We start from the raw sequence: 17,621 nt of genomic DNA on the forward strand, positions 1-17,621 counted from the left end.
CGGGATCGCCGGCGACCACGTTCGCGCAGCGGCGAGCGCGTTGGCACACCGCGTGCTTTACAGCGCAGCACTCGCGCGGCACGCCGATGCCGCACGCAATCCGAATGGCCCGACCAGGAGAACTCCGATGGCTGTTGAATTTCTGTGGCGCCTGCCGATGCATGGCGACGGCCGGCGCGCACACGACCTGCATACGCGCGGCGAATGGAACCGCCAGCGCGCATCGCGCGTGGCGCCGAAAGTCGACGACGACGATTTCGGCTACATCGACTATCTGTCGCAGGTCGCGCGCGCGGCCGACATCGCCGGCTTCCACGGCGCGCTGATTCCGATCTTTCGGTTTACCGAGGAACCGTGGGTCGTCGCTGCCGCGCTGGCGCGTGAGACCCGCCGGCTGCGGCTCCTGATCGCGCTGCAGCCGCATTTCGTGCATCCGGTCTATGCGGCGCAGATGGCCGCGAGCCTGCAGCGGATCAGCCGCGGGCGCGTCGAGTGGAACGTCGTCACGGGCGGCGGCGGCCCCGACCAGCGTGCGTACGGCGACTTCATCGATCACGACAGCCGCTATGCGCGCACCGACGAATTCCTCGATGTCGTGAAGGGCGTCGCGGCCGGCGAGCCGTTCACGTTCGACGGCCGCTTCTATCGCGTCGAAGCCGGCGGCCTGCTGCCGCCGCTGAGCGGCCAGAAGCCGCCGCGCATCTACCTGGCCGGCGCGAGCGATGCCGCGCTCGCGGTGGCCGCGAAGCACGGCGACGTGCACCTGAGCTGGGGCGAACCGCTCGCGAAACAGAAGGAAGTGATCGATGCGGCGCGCCGCGCGCTTGACCGCCAGAACGCCGAGCGCGACCTGCGCTTCGGCATGCGCATCGACATCCTGGCGCGCGAGACCGAGGAGCAGGCGTGGGCCGAGTTGAGGCAGATGTTCGCGACGGTGGGCGACGCGACGCGCGGCGGATTCGGCGGGCGCGGCGAATCGTCGGAGTCGGTCGGCGCGAAACGCCAGTTCGCGCTGCACCAGGGCAACACGCAGCACTTCGACGACCTGATCGTCGGCCCGAACCTGTGGGCCGGGATGTCGCAGATTCGCGGCGGGCCCGGCTGCGTGATCGTCGGCAGCCACGAGCAGGTGGCCGAGCGGCTCGCGGAATACGTCGACATCGGTGTGTCGACGTTCATTCTCGCCAGCAACCCGCATCTCGAGGAGGCGTACCGCGTGGGCGAGGAAGTGCTGCCGCTCGTCGACGGCGCGCTGAACGCGCGCGGCACGCAGGCGGCGCTGCGCGTGGCCGGCGCATGAACGCGACGGCCTTCCCGCGTCATCCAACGACATCGACAAGGACATTCACCATGACGACACTCGCTGCGCAGGCCACGGCCTGCGACGCACTCTGGTACACGCGCTGCCCGGTGCCGACCGCGCTCGGCATCGCCGTGCACCGCGGCTGGTTCGACGAGGAGTTCGGGCCGGACGGCATCACGCTGAATTCGCTGCAGGAGACGGCCGATGCCGGCAAGCGCGAATCGCATTTCGATCACAGCCTGCCGCACTCGTTCCGGCAGGGCGGCAACATTCCGGCGCTATGGGCGCGGGCACGCGGCGCCGATACGCGCGTGATCGGCCTGTCGTGGACCAACGAGTTCCAGGCGATCGTCACGCTGCCCGATCGCGGCATTCGCTCGGTGCGCGATCTGCGCGGCCGGCGGCTCGGGTTGCCGCGCCATCCGATCAGCATCGACTTCTGGCGGGCGGCCGCGCTGAAAGGCTTCCTGAGCGCGCTCGAACTGGAAGGGCTCGGGCACGGCGACGCCGAATGGGTTGACCTGCCCGACGAACGTGAACGTCGCACCGGCCCGGCATCGTTCACGCGCGGCCCGCACGAGTACGGGATCGAGATCGCGGCGCTCGTGCGCGGCGAGGTCGACGCGGTGTTCGTGAAAGGCGTCGAAGGGCTCGAGACCGTGCATCTGATCGATGCGCAGGTCGTCATCGATCTCGGCGCGCACCCCGATCCGCTCGTGCGGATCGGCAACGGCACGCCGCGCACGCTGACCGTCGACCGCGCACTGATCGACGCGCGCCCCGATCTCGTGAGCCGCTTCCTGTCGGTGGTGGTGGGGGCGGGCGACTGGGCCGCGCGCCATCCGGCGGAGACGGTTGCGTATATCGGCCGCGAGACGCGCGCATCCGACGAGTGGGTGCGCTATGCGTACGGCGCGGACGTGCACCGCCATCTGGAGACGGGGCTCGCGCAGACGTCGATCGACGGGCTGGTCGCGTTCAAGGACTTCCTCGTCGAGTGGGGCTTTCTCGAACAGGATTTCGATGCGCGCGCGTGGATCGACCCGGCGCCGTTCACGCGCATCGACCGGCAACGCCATGCGTGGGTCGCGTAGCGCGCCGCGGCGCGTCATTGCAAGGAGTCGAGCATGACAGGTCTGACGATCGAATACGGCGTGCCGCCGGCGCGCCGGCATGCGGCGCGCGCCGTGCCGCGTGCAGGTGCGGGTGCGAGCGGGGCGGCGGTCGCGCGTCCGCCGTCCGCTTCCCCGTCGGCACGGCCGGATGCGCCGAAGGCGAAGCCGGGCGCGTGGCGCGTCACGGGGGCGATTGCGCTCGCCGTCACGGCGCTGCATGCGGGTGTCGCGTTGCTGGCCGCCCGCACACCTGCCGCGCCGCCCGTGCAGCCGCCGCGGCCGCTGCCGATGACGGTCGAATTGACGCGGCCGCCCGAACCGTTGCCGCAGGCCGCGCATCCGCCGCCGCCGGCAGTGCCCCCGAAGCCGCTGAAGCAGGCGCCGACCCCGCCGAAGCCGCGTGCGGCCGTCGCGCATCCGGCGCCTGTGCCCGCTGCCGCGCCGCAAGTCACCCGCGAGGCGGCCCCCGCGACGGCGGCACCGGCCGCCGCCGCGCCAGCCACGCCGGCTCCCGCGCCGGCCGCGCTTGCCGCACCGGTGCGCGAAACCGCACCGATCGGCGACGCGGCCTACCTGCGCAACCCGGCGCCCGACTATCCGGCGTTCGCGCAGGACCAGGGCTGGGAAGGGCGCGTCGTGCTGCGCGTGCACGTGCTCGCGAACGGTTCACCCGATTCCGTCGAGGTCCGCACGAGCAGTGGCCGCCGCATGCTCGACACGGCGGCGGTGGCCGCCGTGAAGCGCTGGACGTTCGTGCCCGCGAAGCGCGGCGACGAAGCGGTCGACGGCTGGGTCAACGTGCCGATCGATTTCAAGCTGGGCTGACCCGCCGGGCAGCCCGCCACATTTTCAAAGGAACTCACATCATGAACGGTATTCCGACCACCTTCATCGTCCAGGGCGCGCTCTGGCTGCTCGTCGTCTTCTCCGTCGTCACGTGGACGCTGATCGTCGTGAAGGCGATCCAGAGCCTGCGGGCGAGCGCGCGCAACCGCCGCTACGTCAGCGCGTTCTGGGCGGCGAACAGCTTCCACGAGGCCGCCGCGCTCGACGGCGCGAACAGCCCGGTGGGCGAACTCGCCGCGACGGGCTTCGACGCGCTGCGGCGCGCCGACGAGAGCAGCGCGCACGATCTCGAACACAGCTGGAGCCGCCACGACCTGCTCGAACGGCATCTGCGGCAGCAGATCCACAACGCGCGCCGGCGCGAGGAGGCGGGGCTGGCGGTGCTCGCGTCGATCGGCAGCACCGCGCCGTTCGTCGGCCTGTTCGGCACCGTATTCGGCATCATCCATGCGCTGACCGCGATCACGCACAGCGCGTCGGCGAGCATCGACGTCGTGGCCGGGCCGATCGGCGAGGCGCTCGTCGCGACCGGGATCGGCATCGCGGTCGCCGTGCCGGCCGTGCTCGCGTACAACTTCTTCGTGCGCCGCGTGAAGGCCGCGTCGGCCGACCTCGACGCGTTCGCCACCGATTTCGTCACGCTCGCGCAGAAGGCCAGCTTCCGCGTGCCGGCCGCTGCCGCCGCGCCCGCGCCGGCGCGCCGTGCCGGCGACACCCGTCAGGAGGCCTTCGCATAATGGCTTTCTCCTCTTCCTCCGACAACGACGACGTGCTCAGCGAAATCAACATCACGCCGCTCGTCGACGTGATGCTCGTGCTGCTCGTCGCCTTCATCGTCACGGCGCCGCTGCTGAACAACGCGGTGCACGTGAACCTGCCGAACACCGTCGCCACGGCGCCGACCGATCGCAAGCCGAACGTCACCGTGAGCGTCGACGACAAGGGCGTCGTGTATCTCGACAAGCGGGCGGTCGCGCTCGCCGCCGTGCCGGCCGAGCTGGCCGCGCTGAAGGCCGGCCGGCCCGACGTCGCGCTCGACCTGCAGGCCGACGAGCACGTGCCGTACGGCACGGTCGCGAAGCTGATGGCCGCGATCGAGCATGCGGGCATCACGCGGCTGTCGGTGCTCACCGCGCCGCGCGGCTGACGCGCGGTTCACGACTTCCTCCAAGAACGCATCCATGAGCATCACGGCTTCCTCCAACGTCCAGTCGATCTGGTACACGCGCTGTCCGGTGCCGACGCCGCTCGGCATCGCCGCGCATCTCGGCTGGCTCGACAGCGAATTCGCCGGCGACGGCATCACCGTGCGCGCGCTGCAGGAGAGCCAGCACGCGGCGCTGCATCACGCGCACGTCGATCATTCGCTCGACAACGCATTCCGGCAGGGCGGCAGCATTCCCGCGCTGTGGGCGCGCGCGGCCGGCGCCGAGACGCGCGTGGTCGCGCTGACCTGGGTCGACGAGGCGCAGGCGATCGTCGCGCTGCCGGAAAGCGGGCTGACGCGGCCGAAGGACCTGCGCGGGCGCCGGATCGGCCTGCCGCGCCGCGACGGCGAGCGCATCGACATCTTCCGCGCGGCGGCGCTGCGCGGCTTCGTCAGCGCGCTGTCGCTCGACGGGCTCGGCCCCGCCGACGTCGAATGGGTCGACGTGCCCGCGTCGAACCTGCGCGCACCGGTGTCGACCCCGGCGACGCGCGACGCGGCCTTCAGCCATCCCGCGAGCCTGTCGAGCCGCCGGCTCTATGCGGCCGAAGCGGCCGCGCTCGTGCGCGGCGAGGTCGACGCGATCTACGTGAAGGGCTCGCTCGGGCTCGAAACCGCGCACCTGATCGGCGCGCAGGCGGTGATCGACATCGGCTTTCATCCCGATCCGCAGATCCGCATCAACAACGGGTCGCCGCGCCCGCTGACCGTCAATGCGTCGACGCTCGAACGGCATCCCGACATCGTCAGCCGCTTCCTCGCGCGCGTGACCGATGTCGAAGGCTGGGCGCGCGAGCACGAGCAGGACGTGCTCGGCTATCTCGGCCGCGAGACGGGATCGGGCCATGACTGGCTGCGGCTCGCGTACGGCGCGGACGTGCACCGGCGGCTGCGCACCGATCTCGACGAAGCATCGATCGCCGCGCTCGACGATTTCAAGCGCTTCCTCGTCGAATGGCGCTTCCTGCCGGCCGACTTCGACGTGCATGCGTGGATCGACCGGCGTGCGCTCGACGGCATCGCGACGCGGTCTCGCGACGCCGCGCGGTGAGCGCGCCGGCACGCGTCGCCGACGCATGGCGGCGCGAGCGTTTCACCGGCGGCTTCATGCTGCTTGCGCTCGCGAGCGGCACGACGATCAGCATGGCGCAGCTCGCGACGACGCTGTACGCGCTCGCGCTCGGCGTCGACAGCGCACGGCTTGGCATCATCGCGGCGATGGAGCCGCTCGGCATCGCGTTGATGACGCTGCCGGCCGGGTTGCTCGTCGCGCGCTACGGCGCGCGGCGCGTGTACTTCGTCGCGAGCATGGGGCCGATGCTGCTCAATCTCGTCGTGCCGTTCACCGGCGCATGGCCGCTGATCGCGCTCACGCAAGTGTTGATCGGGCTGTGCATCCCGTTCCGGATCGTGTCGATCAACGGCGTGTTCCTCGCGCGTCTCGCGCAGATCGGCCTCGCCCGCGCCGGCTGGTACCGCGCGGCGATGTCGGTCGGCACCGGCATGGTCGGGCCGTGGCTCGCGAGCGGGCTGATCGGCGCGCACGGCGCGGTCGCGACGTTCTGCGCGGCATCCGCGAGCTTCGCGGGCATGGCGCTGTTCAGCCGGACGCTGCTCGGCGATGCGGAGCCCGCGGCGCGAGGCGCGCCGCCTGAACCCGGCGGCCTGCGCGCGTTGCTGGCGCTCGCGTGGAGTCACGACGTGCGCGAGCAGCTTGTGCTCGAAGCCGTGAACAGCGCGACCCGTTCGCTCGCCGGCGCATATACGGTGGTGCTGGCGATCCAGTCGCTCGGGCTGTCGCAGACGAAAGCCGTCGCGCTGCTGACGCTGCAGGGCGTCGTCGCGGTGATCGCGCTGTTCGGGCTCGGGCACGTCGCGCAACGGATGACCGCGCGCCGTTGCCAGGCACTCAGTCTTGCCGGTGGCGTGGCCGGGTTGCTCGCGCTGGGTCTCGCCCATGACGCATGGGTCGTCGGCGCGGGGCTCGCCGCGCTGTGCGCCGGCTCGTCGCTGCTGCATCTCGTCAACATGCAGCGCCTCGGCCGTCACCCGGCCGACAAGAGCCAGGTGTCGAGCCTCTACAACCTCGCGTCGATGACGGGTGCGTTCTGCGGCCCGCTGGCCGGCAGCGCGCTCGTGCCTGTTGTCGGGTTGCAGGGCGTGTTCCTGTGCTGGCTGCCGGTCGTCGTGCTGGTTGGGCTCGCGTTGCATGCTTCGACGGGGCGGCGCGAGGCAGCGCGTTCCGCGACTGCGAAGCTGTCCTGACGACCCTCATCAGGTGTTGCGTGACAAGCAGTTTGCTTCCCGTCACAGATGCGCATGCAGCAACACCTGCGCCTCACACATACCGGAAGCCCCGTGCGACGGGCCTCTCGATGCTGGCATCCGAATTGCAATAGATCACCCGTGCGTCGCGCACGCACGTGCGTTCAACCGATCAAACAGGATGACTCATCGATGTTCAGGAAAAAACTAATCGTCACCGCGCTGGGGGGACTGCTGACGGGCGCAGCCGTATCGTTGCCCGCATGGGCGGAAGACGGCGCGGTGACGGCGGCGCCGGACGCGAAACCGGTGCAACAGGGCGCGGACGATGCAGCCGCGGCGGCGCCGAAGGCCGCCCGTGCGAACCGCGGCACGGCCGCACGCGAAACGAACCTCGGCACGGTGACGGTGACCGCGCGCCGGCGCAAGGAGAGCATCCAGGACGTGCCGGTCGCGGTGAGCGCGCTGAGCGGGGACACGATCAAGAACAACGAGCTGCGCGTGGTGAACGACGTCACGAAGTACGTGCCGAACTTCACCGGCCAGTCGACCGAAGGCCGCGAGCGGCCGCGCTGGTTCCTGCGCGGCGTCGGCAGCAACGATCCGTCGGACCTGTCGCTGAGCCCGATCGGCGTGTACTTCGACGACGTCTACATCAACAGCGTGTTCGGGCAGGGCTTCCCGCTGTTCGACCTCGATCGCATCGAAGTGCTGCGCGGCCCGCAGGGCACGCTGTGGGGCAAGAATACCGTCGGCGGCGCGCTCAGCATCACGTCGCAGAAGCCGACCTTCGACGTGAGCGGCTACGGCAAGATCGGGCTCGGCCAGTACAACAGCCGGCTCGCGGAAGCCGCGATCGGCGGGCCGATCGGCAAGAACGACGTGCTGGCCGCGCGCGTGTCGGTGTATCACGAGAACGCCGACAGCTTCTACACGAACACGGTGCAGCAAGGGCGCTTCGGCGGCTTCCACGACAATGCGGTGCGCTTCCAGGTGCTGGCCGTGCCGACCTCGGACACCGACTTCCTGTTCAACATCCACGGCCGCAACTACACGGGCGGCGGCAACGCGTGGCACGCGGAGGGCGCGGGGCCGGGCGGCGCGAACCAGTTCGGCTTCGTCGGGTCGAGCGATCCGTACACGGTGTCGCTCAATGCGCCGTCGAGCGATCACATCTCGACCTGGGGCACGTCGCTCACCGCGCACTGGCGCATCAACCCGGCGGTGACGCTGACGTCGATCACCGCGTTCGAAGGGCTGCACCGCTGGTACCAGGACGACGAGGACTATTCCGCGTTCGATGCCGCACGCTCGCACGATCGCCTGTCGAGCCGCCAGTTCTCGCAGGAATTCCGGCTCGAATCGCCGCAGAACGACCGGTTCAGCTGGCTCGTCGGCACGCACCTGTTCACCGAGCAACTGGCCGAGCAGGGTGCCGGCGGCGGCCTGCCGGGCTCGCCGTCGCCCGCGTTCTACCACCTGACCGACCTCACGCAGCACACGCAGAGCGCGGCGATCTTCGGCAGCGTGAAGTACCGCTTCACCGACCGCTTCAACGTGACGGGCGGGCTGCGTTACACGATCGAGCGCAAGAACATCAACCTGACGGGGCTGCAGGGCACCGGCAACGTGACGTTCAGCAATCCGGGCAGCTGGTGGGATCCGTCGTCGGTGTCGTCGCCGTTGGCGGTCAGCGCGCGGCAGAACCAGACGAACACGTGGCGCGCGCCGACCTGGGACCTCACGCCCGAATATGCGCTCAGCAGCAACGTGCGTGCGTATTTCCGCTATGCGCGCGGCTTCCGCTCGGGCGGCTACAACGGCAACGCGTACACGCAGAGCACGGTGTCGACCGTGTCGCCGGAGTACCTGACCGACTACGAAGTCGGCATCAAGAGCGAGTGGTTCGACAAGCGGCTGATCGTCAACGCGAGCGTGTTCCACTACGACTATCGCGACATCCAGGTGTTCGCGCTGGCGCCGAACCCGTTCGGCGGCCCGCCGGTGTCGACGCTGTCGAATGCGGGGCAGGGGCGTGCGGACGGTTTCGAGCTGGAGCTGAAGGCGCAGCCGGTCAACAGCCTCTACCTGTTCGCGAACCTCGGGATGCTGAACACGCGCTACACGGAGTTCCGCAACGTGCCGACCGCCGTCGGCAATTCGTTCGCGCGTTCGCCGCATACGACGATCAACGCGGGCTTCGACTATCGCGTGCCGGTGTCGTTCGGCACGCTGACGGCCGGCGGCGACGTGAATTACCGCAGCCGCGAATACTTCAGCGCGACGCGGCAGACGATGCCGCAGCTCTGGCAGGGCGGCTACACGGTGCTGAACGCGCACGTGTCCTACACGACGCCGAACCAGAAGTACATCGTGACGGGCTACGTGACGAACCTGACCAACAAGGTCTACAAGAAGCTCGAGCTGTTGCCGTCGTATGGCGCGTATCCGGTGCTGTATGGCGATCCGCGCACGGTCGGGATCACGCTGACGGCGAAGATCTGACGGGCAACATGCGGCGGCGCGGCGGCGAGCCGCGTCTGCCGCGCGTCAGATCAGCAACGACAGCGTCCTGAACAGCGCGAGATCCGCCTTGCGTGCCGAGCGCGCATGCCGGCGGATCACGTGCAGCAGGCAGTCGATGAAGCAGCGCGCCGCGTCGCTGTGCGTGCTGCTGCGCCGCGTGACGATCCCGAGGTCGCGCGGCTCGAAGGTCTCCTTCAACTGCAACGCGCGCATCCGTTCGCCGAACGACGGCACGGCCGCGAGGATCGTCGGGCACCACGTGCACATGTCGGCCTGCTCGAGCATCGTCTGCAGCATTGCCACCGACTGCGCACGCACGATGCGCCGCTCGTCGATTTTGGCGCCGTGGCGCGTGAACAGGTAATCGACGAGCGCGCCCTGGCCGTCGGCCGCGAAATTCAGCACCCAGTCGTGGTCGAGCAGGTCGTGGATCGACCGCGCGTGCTCGAGCGGATGGCCGGCGCGCACCATCACCGCGGTCTCGTAGCGCAGCATCGGCTCGAACGCGAATTCCTGCGTGCCGCCCGGTTGCACGTGCCCGAGCGCGAAGTCCATGCTGCCGTCGCGCAACAGCGGCTGCGCGACGGCCATCAGCGCCTCGTAGAGTTCGAGGCGCACGTCGGGCATCTGCTCCCGAAAACGCAACACCGCTTCCGCGAGGAAGGTCATCGTGAGCCACGGCGTGACGCCGATGCTCAACCGGCCCTCGATGCGGCCGCGCATGCGCTCGAGATCGCTCTGCGCGTGTTCGAGCTGCTTCAGCACGAGCTTCGCGTGCGTGAGCAGCGTCTTCCCGTATTCGGTGAAGCCGATCCCCTCCGGCGCGCGGACCAGCAGCGGCAGGCGTTCGCTGGCCTCCAGCTCGCGCAGCGCGCGCGTGACGGCCGCCTGCGACAGCCCGAGCGTGCGCGCCGCGCCGCGGATGCTGCCGGCCTCCGCGCTCGCGACGAGCGCCTGCAACTGATGCAGCTTGATCGTGCTCATGGGTGCGATACCCGACAACGAAAGGTTGTCATCATAACGAAACCGCGGCTGTTCGCCGGGATTTTCGCTGCCTACGATGCGGACACGATCGGTCATTCGGGCGATCGGCAACCGGAACGCATCGAGGAGAATCGGGGTTGGACCATAAACCTATCCATCCGGAAATGGCGGCCATCGAGGCGGAGATGATCGCGCTGCGCCACCGGCTGCACGCGCATCCGGAGCTTGGCTTCGAGGAACATGCGACGAGCGATCTCGTGGCCGGTTTCCTGACAACGTGGGGTTATCGGGTGACGCGCGGGATCGGCGGCACGGGCGTGGTCGGCACGTTGACGCGGGGCCCCGGCAAGCGGCTGGGGCTGCGCGCGGACATGGACGCGCTGCCGATCCGCGAGACGACCGGGCTGCCGCACGCGAGCCGCTGCGACGGCGTGATGCACGCGTGCGGCCACGACGGCCATACGGCGATGCTGCTCGCGGCGGCGCGCTGCCTGGCCGAGCGGGAGCGCTTCACAGGCACGCTGAACCTGATTTTCCAGCCGGCCGAGGAAGGGCTCGGCGGCGCGAAGCGGATGATCGACGACGGGCTGTTCGAGCGGTTTCCGTGCGATGCGGTGTTCGCGATGCACAACGTGCCGGGCCTGCCGGCCGGCGTGCTCGGTTTCTGCGACGGCCCGGCGATGGCCTCGGCCGACGAGGTGCAAGTGCGTGTGATCGGGCGCGGCGGGCATGGCGCGGCGCCGCATACGACGATCGATCCGGTGGTCGTGTGCGCGTCGATCGTGATGGCGCTGCAGACCGTCGTGTCGCGTAACGTGAACCCGCAGGAGATGGCGATCGTGACGGCCGGCTCGATCCATGCCGGCGCCGCATCGAACGTGATTCCGCCGCACGCGGATCTGGCACTCAGCGTGCGTGCGCTGTCGCCGGACGTGCGGGCGCTACTTGAACGGCGCATTCGCGAGATCGTGCACGGGCAGGCCGCGAGCTATGGCGCGACCGCCGAAATCGACTACCGGCACGCGTACCCGGTGCTCGTCAATCACGCGGAGCAAACCGCGTTTGCACGCGACGTCGCCCGCGAATGGGGCGGCGACGGTGCGCTGATCCCGCACCTGCGGCCGATCGCGGCAAGCGAGGACTTCGCGTTCATGCTGGACGCGTGCCCCGGCAGCTACCTGTCGATCGGCAACGGCGACGGCGCCGCCGGATGCGGGCTGCACCACCCCGGCTACGACTTCAACGACGCGTGCCTCGCCACCGGCGCGAGCTACTGGATTGCACTGGCGGAGCGCTACCTCGCGTGATGGGCCCGCACGATTTTGACTGACGATTCACACAAGGAAGGAGACTGGCAATGAAGCAGTGGAAACGGATGGCGGCGCTCGCGGTGGCGCTGGCGGCGGGGGCGGCGCATGCGGGCGACTGGGCGGGCAAGGAGATCCGCCTCGCGGTCGATCCGACGTACCCGCCGCTCGAATACAAGCTGCCCGACGGCACGCTCACGGGCTTCGGGATCGACATCACGAACGCGTTGTGCGCGGAGCTGCATGCGCGCTGCGTGTGGGTCGAGTCGAGTTTCGACGGGATGATTCCGGGGCTGCTCGCGCGCAAGTTCGACGTGATCGCGTCGTCGATGACGATCACGCCGAAGCGGCAGCAGCAGATCGCGTTCACGAACCGGATCTCGAATGCGCCGGCGCGTCTCGTCGCGCGCAAGGGCTCGCCGCTGCTGCCGACGGCCGACGCGCTGAAGGGCAAGCGCGTGGGCGTCGAGCAGGGTTCCGCGCAGGCCGACTACGCGGTCGCGAACTGGCAGCCGGCCGGTGTGCAGGTCGTGTCGTACCAGAACCAGGACCAGGTCTATGCCGATCTCGTGACGGGCCGGCTCGACGCGGCGTTCCAGGCATCGATCGCGGCCAGCGACGGTTTCCTGAAGAAGCCGCAGGGCAAGGATTTCGCGTTCGTCGGCGCGGCGATCGACGACGTGAAGTACTTCGGGCAGGGCGACGGGCTCGGGCTGCGCAAGCAGGACAACGACCTGCGCGACGCCTTCAACCACGCACTTGCGACGATCCTCGCGAACGGCACGTACCAGCGGATCAACAAGAAGTACTTCGACTTCGACATTTACGGCGCGAAGTAAGCAGCGACGCCCGGAACACGGGCAGTCACGAAACGATAAATAAGGAAAACGAATGAACTGGAGATTGGCTTTCGTCGCGGTCCCGGCGCTGTGTGCGGCGCCCGCGCTCGCATTCGCGCAAGGCAGCGTCACGTTGTACGGCCTCGTCGATGCGGGCATCGACTACACGAACAACGTCGGCGGCCACAGCGCGTGGCAGATGGCAAGCGGCTTCGCGCAAGGCAGCCGCTGGGGGCTGAAGGGCACCGAGGATCTGGGCGGCGGCTACAGCGCGCTGTTCCAGCTCGAGAACGGCTTCAACGTGAACAACGGCACGCTCGCGCAGGGCGGCCGCATGTTCGGGCGGCAGGCGTACGTCGGGCTCGGCAGCGCGCGGTTCGGCACGCTGACGCTCGGCCGGCAATACGATGCGGTGGTCGACTATCTCGCGCCGACGACCGCGAACGGAAGCTGGGGCGTCTACCCGTTCTCGCATCCGCTCGACAACGACAACACCGGCAACACGTTCCGCGTGAACAACACGGTGAAGTATGCGAGCCCGGATTTCGCCGGCTTCTCGTTCGGCGGCACATACAGCTTCAGCAACGACACGGGCTTCGCGAACAACCGGCAGTGGAGCGTCGGCGCGCAGTACGAGCAGGGCGGCTTGCTGGTCGGCGCAGCCTTCCTGAATGCGGACAACCCGGGCGCCACGGCGGGCGGCGCGATCGCCGGCTCGGGATCGGTCGGCGCCGATGCGAACTTTGCGTCGGCGCGGCTGCGGATCTTCGGTGCGGGCATCAACTACACGGCCGGGCCCGCGACGGTCGGGTTCGCGTACACGAACAGCAACGTCACGCGGCCGACCGCGAACGTCGGCTACCTGTTCGGCGACGAAACGATCGAGCCGGTGACCGGCCCGCTCGCGGGGGGCACGGTGTCGTCGATCAAGTACCAGAACTTCGAGGTGAACGGCAAATACCAGTTCACGCCGGCGTTGTTCGTCGGGGCGCAGTACGTGTACACGACGGTGCGCTACGACGCGACGACGGGCAGCGCGAAGCCGAAGATCCATTCGCTCGGGCTGATGGCCGACTACAGCCTGTCGAAGCGCACGGACGTGTACCTGATGGGCGCGTACCAGCGGATCGCGGGCGACGCGACGGGCTCGTCGCTCGACCAGGCCTATGTTCCCGGCGCGGCGGACCTGTCGTCGACCTCGAAGCAGCTGATGGTTCACGCGGGGATCCGTCACAAGTTCTGAGTGCGATGACGGAAGAGGCGGCGGGCCGAGCGACCCGCCGCCTCGACGCGCTTACTGCGCAACGCGGATCACGACCTTTCCGAAGTGTTGCCCCGACTGCAGATAGGCATACGCCTGCGGCGCCTCGTCGAAGCCGAACACGCGATCGACCACCGGCCGGATCTGCTTCGCGTCGACGAGCCGCACGACATCGTCGAGCATCGCGCGGCTGCCGACCATGATCCCGTGCAACTGCCGGATCCCGCCGATCAGCGACAGCAGCCCGAGTTCGGGGCCGGCGAAGCTGCTGAGGCCGCCGATCACCGACACGATGCCGCCCAGCTTCGTCGCGGCGACCGAGCGCGGCAGCGTATCCTTGCCGCCGACCTCGACGACCAGATCCGCCCCCGCGCCGCCGGTGAGCCGCAGCACTTCGTGCTGCCATTCGGGCGTCGCGCGATAGTTGATGGTGGCGTCCGCACCGAGTGCGCGCGCGCGCTCGAGCTTCGCATCGCTCGACGACGTGACGATCGTGCGCAGCCCCGCCGCATGCGCGAGCTGCAGCGCGACGATCGACACGCCGCCGGTGCCGAGCAGCACGACGGTCGCGCCCGGCCGCAGGCCGCCGTCGGCGAACAGCGCGTTCCACGCGGTAATCCCGGCGCACGACAGCGTCGCCGCCTCGTCGTAGTTCAGATGCGCGGGAATCGCGACCAGCGCGGCTTCGTCGGACACGAAATGTTCGGCCAGCACGCCGTCGAATTGCGCGCCGGGCGACCCCGAGACTTTCCGCGGCGTGGGCGGCCCGTCGATCCAGTGCGGGAAGTACGTGTTGATCACGCGATCGCCCGGCTTGAAGCGCGTGACGTCGCGGCCGGTTTCGACGACTTCGCCGGCGCCGTCGGCCACCGGGATCAGCGCGTCCGTGCCGATGCCGAGATAGTCGCCGCGCGCGAACATCAGGTCGCGGTAGTTCAGGCCGGCGGAATGGATCTTCACGACGACGTCGGTCGGCCCGACCGCGCGGCGTGTCGCGTCGATGCGCCGAAGCCCGGCCGCGCCGTCGCCCGGTTTCACTTGCCATGCGTGCATGTCGACTCCTTTTCGAGATAGAGCGGACTATCATAGTGTTGCGCACGCGGACGCATTGGCGAGAATTCGGCCGACGACTGTCGCCTGTGTGGACACAACCCTGTGACCCAACTGGAGCGGAATCGCATGGACGAGCGGCTGAGAGGCGTGGCCGAATTTGTCGACGTGGTGGAGTCGGGCAGCTTCGCGGCGGCCGCGCTGCGGCTCGGCGTCACGCGCTCGGCCGTCGCGAAGGTCGTCGCGCGGCTGGAACGCCGCCTCGGCGCGCGGCTCCTGCAGCGCACGACCCGCCAGCTCGGCCTGACCGACGAAGGGCTCGTCTATTACGAGCAATGCCGGCGGCTGCTGGCCGAACTCGGCGAGACGGAGGCCGCGCTCGACGCGGGGCAACGCGAGCCGGCGGGGCGGCTGCGCGTCAGCGTGCCGGTGCTGTTCGGGCGGCAATGCGTGGCGCCCGTGATGCGGCGCCTCGTCGAGCGCCATCCGCGGCTCGAGATCGACGTGTCGTTCAGCGACCGCGTGGCCGACCTGGTGAACGACGGCTTCGACATCGCGGTGCGCATCGGCGAGCTGGCCGACACGAGCGCGCTCGTCGGCCGCAAGCTCGGCGTGCAGCGCATGGGGATCTGCGCGTCGCCCGCGTATCTCGACCGTCATGGCCGGCCGGCGGGGCTCGACGCGCTCGCGTCGCACGTCGGCATCGCGTATTCGCGCGGCGGGCAACCGACGCCGTGGCGGGTTCTCGGCGCGGACGGCGCGGTGCACGACCATCGCCCGGCCGGCCGCCTGCGGCTCGACGACCTGCAGGCGATCGCCGATGCGGCCGCCGCCGGCGCGGGCCTCGCGTGGCTGCCGTGCTGGCTGATGGCGCCTTACCTGCGCGACGGCCGCCTCGCGCTCGTGATGGACAGCAACAGCGTGTCGGGCGCCGAAGTGTTCGCGGTGCGGCCGGCCTCGCGCCAGGTGCCGTCGAAGGTGCGCGTGGTCATCGATGCGCTCGTCGACGAGATACCGCGCATGCTGGCGTCGGATGATTGAGGCGGGCGCGGTGCGGCGTTCGCGACAGGCTCGCGCCGCGCCGGCTCAATTCGCGGCCCGATGCGGATTGCAGTCCACCGAATACTCCGCGTGCTCGCCATTGACGTGCAATACCAGCGTCGCCGTGCAGATGTCGCCCGAATCGACGCTCAGCCGCAGCGTCGCAAGCGGTTGATCCTCGCCGCCGGCGAGCCGCGATTCGCCGGAGCGTGTGAGCGAGGCCGAGCCGGCGCCGCCGGTTTTGGTAATGCGCAGGCTGTACGACACGTCGACCGGCGCGGCCGCCCGCACGTGCGGCACGATGTTCACGCCGCCGGCACTGGCGGCGATGTCGAAATAGGCGTTGAGATCGTGAATGCCGACCATGATCGTCCCCTGTCGAATGAAAAAAAAGGCCGAACGGGCAACCGTCCGGCCTTTTCGTTACACCGGCGGTGCTCAGTGCTGCTTGATCGATGCGGTGTTGAAGGCGCCCGTCTGGCTGATGCTCGCGTAGTTGCCGTTGCCTTGCTGCAGCAGCGTGGCATTGTTGCTGTAGCCGATCTGCGTCACGTAGCCCTGGTTGCCCGTGCCCGACACTTGCGACGCGTTGATGATGTTGAAGCCACCGGTTTGCGAGAGGCTCAGCAGGTCATCCGCACCCGTCTGCGACGCATTGGCGTAGTTGCCGATGTCGCCCGACTGGCTCACCGTCGTTGACGAACCCGATGCCGACTGCGTCACCGACGCCACGTTGTCCGCCGAAGCCTGCGTGATGGATGCCGTCGAACCGTTCGAGCTGCTCTGCGTGATCGACGCCGTGTTGAACGCGGCCGTTTGCGTGATGGACGCGCCGTTGCCGTAACCGTACTGCTGCGTGATCGTTGCGTTGTTCGATGCGGCCGACTGGTTGATCGTCGCGCTGTCGCCGGACTCGAACCACTGGTTGACCGTGGCGTTGTTGCCGTCGGCGGTCTGCGTGATCGACGTCGCGTTGCCGGCCGCCGCGAGCTGGTGCACCGCTGCGTTGTTGCCGCTCACGCCGCCCGATTGCGAAATCGTCGTCGAGTTGCCGCCGCCGAACGACGAATTCACGGTGGCGGTTTCGGTGCCGCTCTGGGTCGTCGTGACCTGGTCGCCAATCTCGGCGAACTGCGTCACGCTGGCGTTGGTCGTGCCGCCCGTTTGCGTGATCGACGTCGCGTTCCCGCCGCCCCAGGTCGTCTGGACGTTCGCGGTGCCGTTGTTGCCGGTCTGCGTGATGCCGACGGTGTTGCCGACCGTGTCCGTCTGCGCGACGGTCGCGTTGTTGCCGATCGCCGACTGGCTCGGCGAGCCCTGGTTGATCGTCACCGCGTTCCAGCCGCCGCCCTGCTGCGAGATCGACGCGCTGTCGATATAGCTGTACTGGTTGATCGTGTTGGTGTCGTATTGCGGGCCGCCCGTGTAGGCCGACGTCGTCTGCGTGATGGTCGCCGAGAAGTCGCCGCCACCGGACTGCGTCACATAGTTCCGCTCATGCGACGTGCCCGTCTGCGACACGTTCACGCTCGAATACGGCTCCGCCCACCAGGAGTTCTGCTGGATCACCGTCGTGTCGCCGCTGCCGCCCACGGTCGTCACGTTGGCGACGAACCCGTAACGGGGATCGTCGCCGGCTGCCGACTGGTTGATCGACACCGAATCACCGCTCGTCGCCGTCTGTTCGACGGTTGCCGAGTTGAAGCTACCGGTTTGCCCGACGGTCACGTTGTTACCCGACGAATCGGCCTGTGCCGCAGCCGATGCGAGCATCAGCACTGCGATTGCGATTGCAGACTTGGTCACCTTCATTTGTTGCTCCTGATTCGAAAGAAAATTCGCCGGAAAAGTGGGTCTTTGCCGGCACCCCCGCCAAT

Annotated in this window: 16 protein-coding genes; 12 read left to right on the forward strand and 4 right to left on the reverse strand. The window is 69.0% G+C overall.

The features are described 5' to 3' along the window. The first annotated feature begins 127 nt into the window (after window positions 1-127). The 8 genes from LGM56_RS15410 (at window position 128) to LGM56_RS15445 (ending at window position 9,241) form a co-directional block, all read left to right on the forward strand. Window positions 128-1,300, forward strand: coding sequence for an LLM class flavin-dependent oxidoreductase (locus LGM56_RS15410; protein WP_089497701.1), 1,173 nt, complete (start codon window positions 128-130; stop codon window positions 1,298-1,300). Between the two features lie 50 nt (window positions 1,301-1,350). Further along, entirely contained in the window at window positions 1,351-2,397 is a 1,047-nt protein-coding gene (locus tag LGM56_RS15415; protein WP_039354360.1) for an ABC transporter substrate-binding protein, read from the forward strand. Window positions 2,398-2,430: 33 nt separating this feature from the next. After that, window positions 2,431-3,243, forward strand: coding sequence for an energy transducer TonB (locus tag LGM56_RS15420; RefSeq protein WP_226205483.1), 813 nt, complete (start codon window positions 2,431-2,433; stop codon window positions 3,241-3,243). 41 nt (window positions 3,244-3,284) lie between these two features. Continuing rightward, entirely contained in the window at window positions 3,285-4,001 is a 717-nt protein-coding gene (locus LGM56_RS15425; RefSeq protein ID WP_226205486.1) for a MotA/TolQ/ExbB proton channel family protein, read from the forward strand. Next, window positions 4,001-4,411 carry an ExbD/TolR family protein gene (locus tag LGM56_RS15430; RefSeq protein WP_226205488.1) on the forward strand — a complete coding sequence of 137 codons (411 nt, stop codon included), beginning with the start codon at window positions 4,001-4,003 and terminating at the stop codon, window positions 4,409-4,411. The genes LGM56_RS15425 and LGM56_RS15430 overlap by 1 nt, the downstream gene beginning before the upstream one ends. 34 nt (window positions 4,412-4,445) lie before the next feature. Next, a complete protein-coding gene (locus LGM56_RS15435) occupies window positions 4,446-5,522 on the forward strand; it encodes an ABC transporter substrate-binding protein (RefSeq protein ID WP_226205490.1) in 1,077 nt (358 codons plus the stop codon). Further along, window positions 5,519-6,736: an MFS transporter gene (locus LGM56_RS15440; protein ID WP_226205492.1), complete on the forward strand. Its 1,218-nt coding sequence runs from the start codon at window positions 5,519-5,521 to the stop codon at window positions 6,734-6,736. Before LGM56_RS15435 ends, LGM56_RS15440 begins: the two co-directional genes overlap by 4 nt. A 192-nt stretch (window positions 6,737-6,928) precedes the next feature. Then, on the forward strand, window positions 6,929-9,241 hold the full coding sequence (locus LGM56_RS15445; RefSeq protein ID WP_226205494.1) for a TonB-dependent receptor: 2,313 nt from the start codon (window positions 6,929-6,931) through the stop codon (window positions 9,239-9,241). Between the two features lie 45 nt (window positions 9,242-9,286). Here the strand turns inward: LGM56_RS15445 and LGM56_RS15450 are convergent, their stop codons facing one another. Then, window positions 9,287-10,246 carry a LysR substrate-binding domain-containing protein gene (locus tag LGM56_RS15450; RefSeq protein WP_226205496.1) on the reverse strand — a complete coding sequence of 320 codons (960 nt, stop codon included), beginning with the start codon at window positions 10,244-10,246 and terminating at the stop codon, window positions 9,287-9,289. Window positions 10,247-10,431: 185 nt separating this feature from the next. Between LGM56_RS15450 and LGM56_RS15455 the strand changes: the two genes are divergently transcribed. The 3 genes from LGM56_RS15455 to LGM56_RS15465 are packed head-to-tail and all read left to right on the forward strand — an operon-like array spanning window position 10,432 to window position 13,635. Next, the gene (locus tag LGM56_RS15455; RefSeq protein WP_226205842.1) at window positions 10,432-11,553 is read left to right on the forward strand and encodes a M20 aminoacylase family protein; all 1,122 of its coding nucleotides are present in this window, start codon (window positions 10,432-10,434) and stop codon (window positions 11,551-11,553) included. A 50-nt stretch (window positions 11,554-11,603) separates the two neighbouring features. Further along, window positions 11,604-12,392: an ABC transporter substrate-binding protein gene (locus LGM56_RS15460; protein ID WP_089457612.1), complete on the forward strand. Its 789-nt coding sequence runs from the start codon at window positions 11,604-11,606 to the stop codon at window positions 12,390-12,392. A 52-nt stretch (window positions 12,393-12,444) separates the two neighbouring features. Continuing rightward, on the forward strand, window positions 12,445-13,635 hold the full coding sequence (locus LGM56_RS15465; RefSeq protein WP_226205498.1) for a porin: 1,191 nt from the start codon (window positions 12,445-12,447) through the stop codon (window positions 13,633-13,635). Between the two features lie 51 nt (window positions 13,636-13,686). Here LGM56_RS15465 and LGM56_RS15470 read toward each other — a convergent pair whose 3' ends face one another. Continuing rightward, a complete protein-coding gene (locus LGM56_RS15470) occupies window positions 13,687-14,706 on the reverse strand; it encodes a zinc-dependent alcohol dehydrogenase family protein (protein WP_226205500.1) in 1,020 nt (339 codons plus the stop codon). Window positions 14,707-14,832: 126 nt separating this feature from the next. Between LGM56_RS15470 and LGM56_RS15475 the strand changes: the two genes are divergently transcribed. Beyond that, window positions 14,833-15,744 carry a LysR family transcriptional regulator gene (locus tag LGM56_RS15475; protein ID WP_089428290.1) on the forward strand — a complete coding sequence of 304 codons (912 nt, stop codon included), beginning with the start codon at window positions 14,833-14,835 and terminating at the stop codon, window positions 15,742-15,744. A 45-nt stretch (window positions 15,745-15,789) separates the two neighbouring features. Here the strand turns inward: LGM56_RS15475 and csgH are convergent, their stop codons facing one another. Then, window positions 15,790-16,110: a curli-like amyloid fiber formation chaperone CsgH gene (csgH, locus tag LGM56_RS15480; protein ID WP_089497692.1), complete on the reverse strand. Its 321-nt coding sequence runs from the start codon at window positions 16,108-16,110 to the stop codon at window positions 15,790-15,792. A 72-nt stretch (window positions 16,111-16,182) separates the two neighbouring features. After that, window positions 16,183-17,556: a beta strand repeat-containing protein gene (locus LGM56_RS15485; protein WP_226205502.1), complete on the reverse strand. Its 1,374-nt coding sequence runs from the start codon at window positions 17,554-17,556 to the stop codon at window positions 16,183-16,185. Window positions 17,557-17,621: the final 65 nt, after the last annotated feature.

The sequence above is a fragment of the Burkholderia sp. AU38729 genome (assembly GCF_020419725.1).
Classification (GTDB): domain Bacteria; phylum Pseudomonadota; class Gammaproteobacteria; order Burkholderiales; family Burkholderiaceae; genus Burkholderia.

Coding starts and splice junctions, on each gene's coding strand:
- csgH (WP_089497692.1), bottom strand. CDS start 16,110: ATGGTCGGCATTCACGATCTCAACGCCTATTTCGACATCGCCGCCAGT.
- LGM56_RS15475 (WP_089428290.1), top strand. CDS start 14,833: ATGGACGAGCGGCTGAGAGGCGTGGCCGAATTTGTCGACGTGGTGGAG.
- LGM56_RS15435 (WP_226205490.1), top strand. CDS start 4,446: ATGAGCATCACGGCTTCCTCCAACGTCCAGTCGATCTGGTACACGCGC.
- LGM56_RS15465 (WP_226205498.1), top strand. CDS start 12,445: ATGAACTGGAGATTGGCTTTCGTCGCGGTCCCGGCGCTGTGTGCGGCG.
- LGM56_RS15420 (WP_226205483.1), top strand. CDS start 2,431: ATGACAGGTCTGACGATCGAATACGGCGTGCCGCCGGCGCGCCGGCAT.
- LGM56_RS15455 (WP_226205842.1), top strand. CDS start 10,432: ATGATCGCGCTGCGCCACCGGCTGCACGCGCATCCGGAGCTTGGCTTC.
- LGM56_RS15430 (WP_226205488.1), top strand. CDS start 4,001: ATGGCTTTCTCCTCTTCCTCCGACAACGACGACGTGCTCAGCGAAATC.
- LGM56_RS15485 (WP_226205502.1), bottom strand. CDS start 17,556: ATGAAGGTGACCAAGTCTGCAATCGCAATCGCAGTGCTGATGCTCGCA.
- LGM56_RS15450 (WP_226205496.1), bottom strand. CDS start 10,246: ATGAGCACGATCAAGCTGCATCAGTTGCAGGCGCTCGTCGCGAGCGCG.
- LGM56_RS15460 (WP_089457612.1), top strand. CDS start 11,604: ATGAAGCAGTGGAAACGGATGGCGGCGCTCGCGGTGGCGCTGGCGGCG.
- LGM56_RS15445 (WP_226205494.1), top strand. CDS start 6,929: ATGTTCAGGAAAAAACTAATCGTCACCGCGCTGGGGGGACTGCTGACG.
- LGM56_RS15415 (WP_039354360.1), top strand. CDS start 1,351: ATGACGACACTCGCTGCGCAGGCCACGGCCTGCGACGCACTCTGGTAC.
- LGM56_RS15425 (WP_226205486.1), top strand. CDS start 3,285: ATGAACGGTATTCCGACCACCTTCATCGTCCAGGGCGCGCTCTGGCTG.
- LGM56_RS15410 (WP_089497701.1), top strand. CDS start 128: ATGGCTGTTGAATTTCTGTGGCGCCTGCCGATGCATGGCGACGGCCGG.
- LGM56_RS15470 (WP_226205500.1), bottom strand. CDS start 14,706: ATGCACGCATGGCAAGTGAAACCGGGCGACGGCGCGGCCGGGCTTCGG.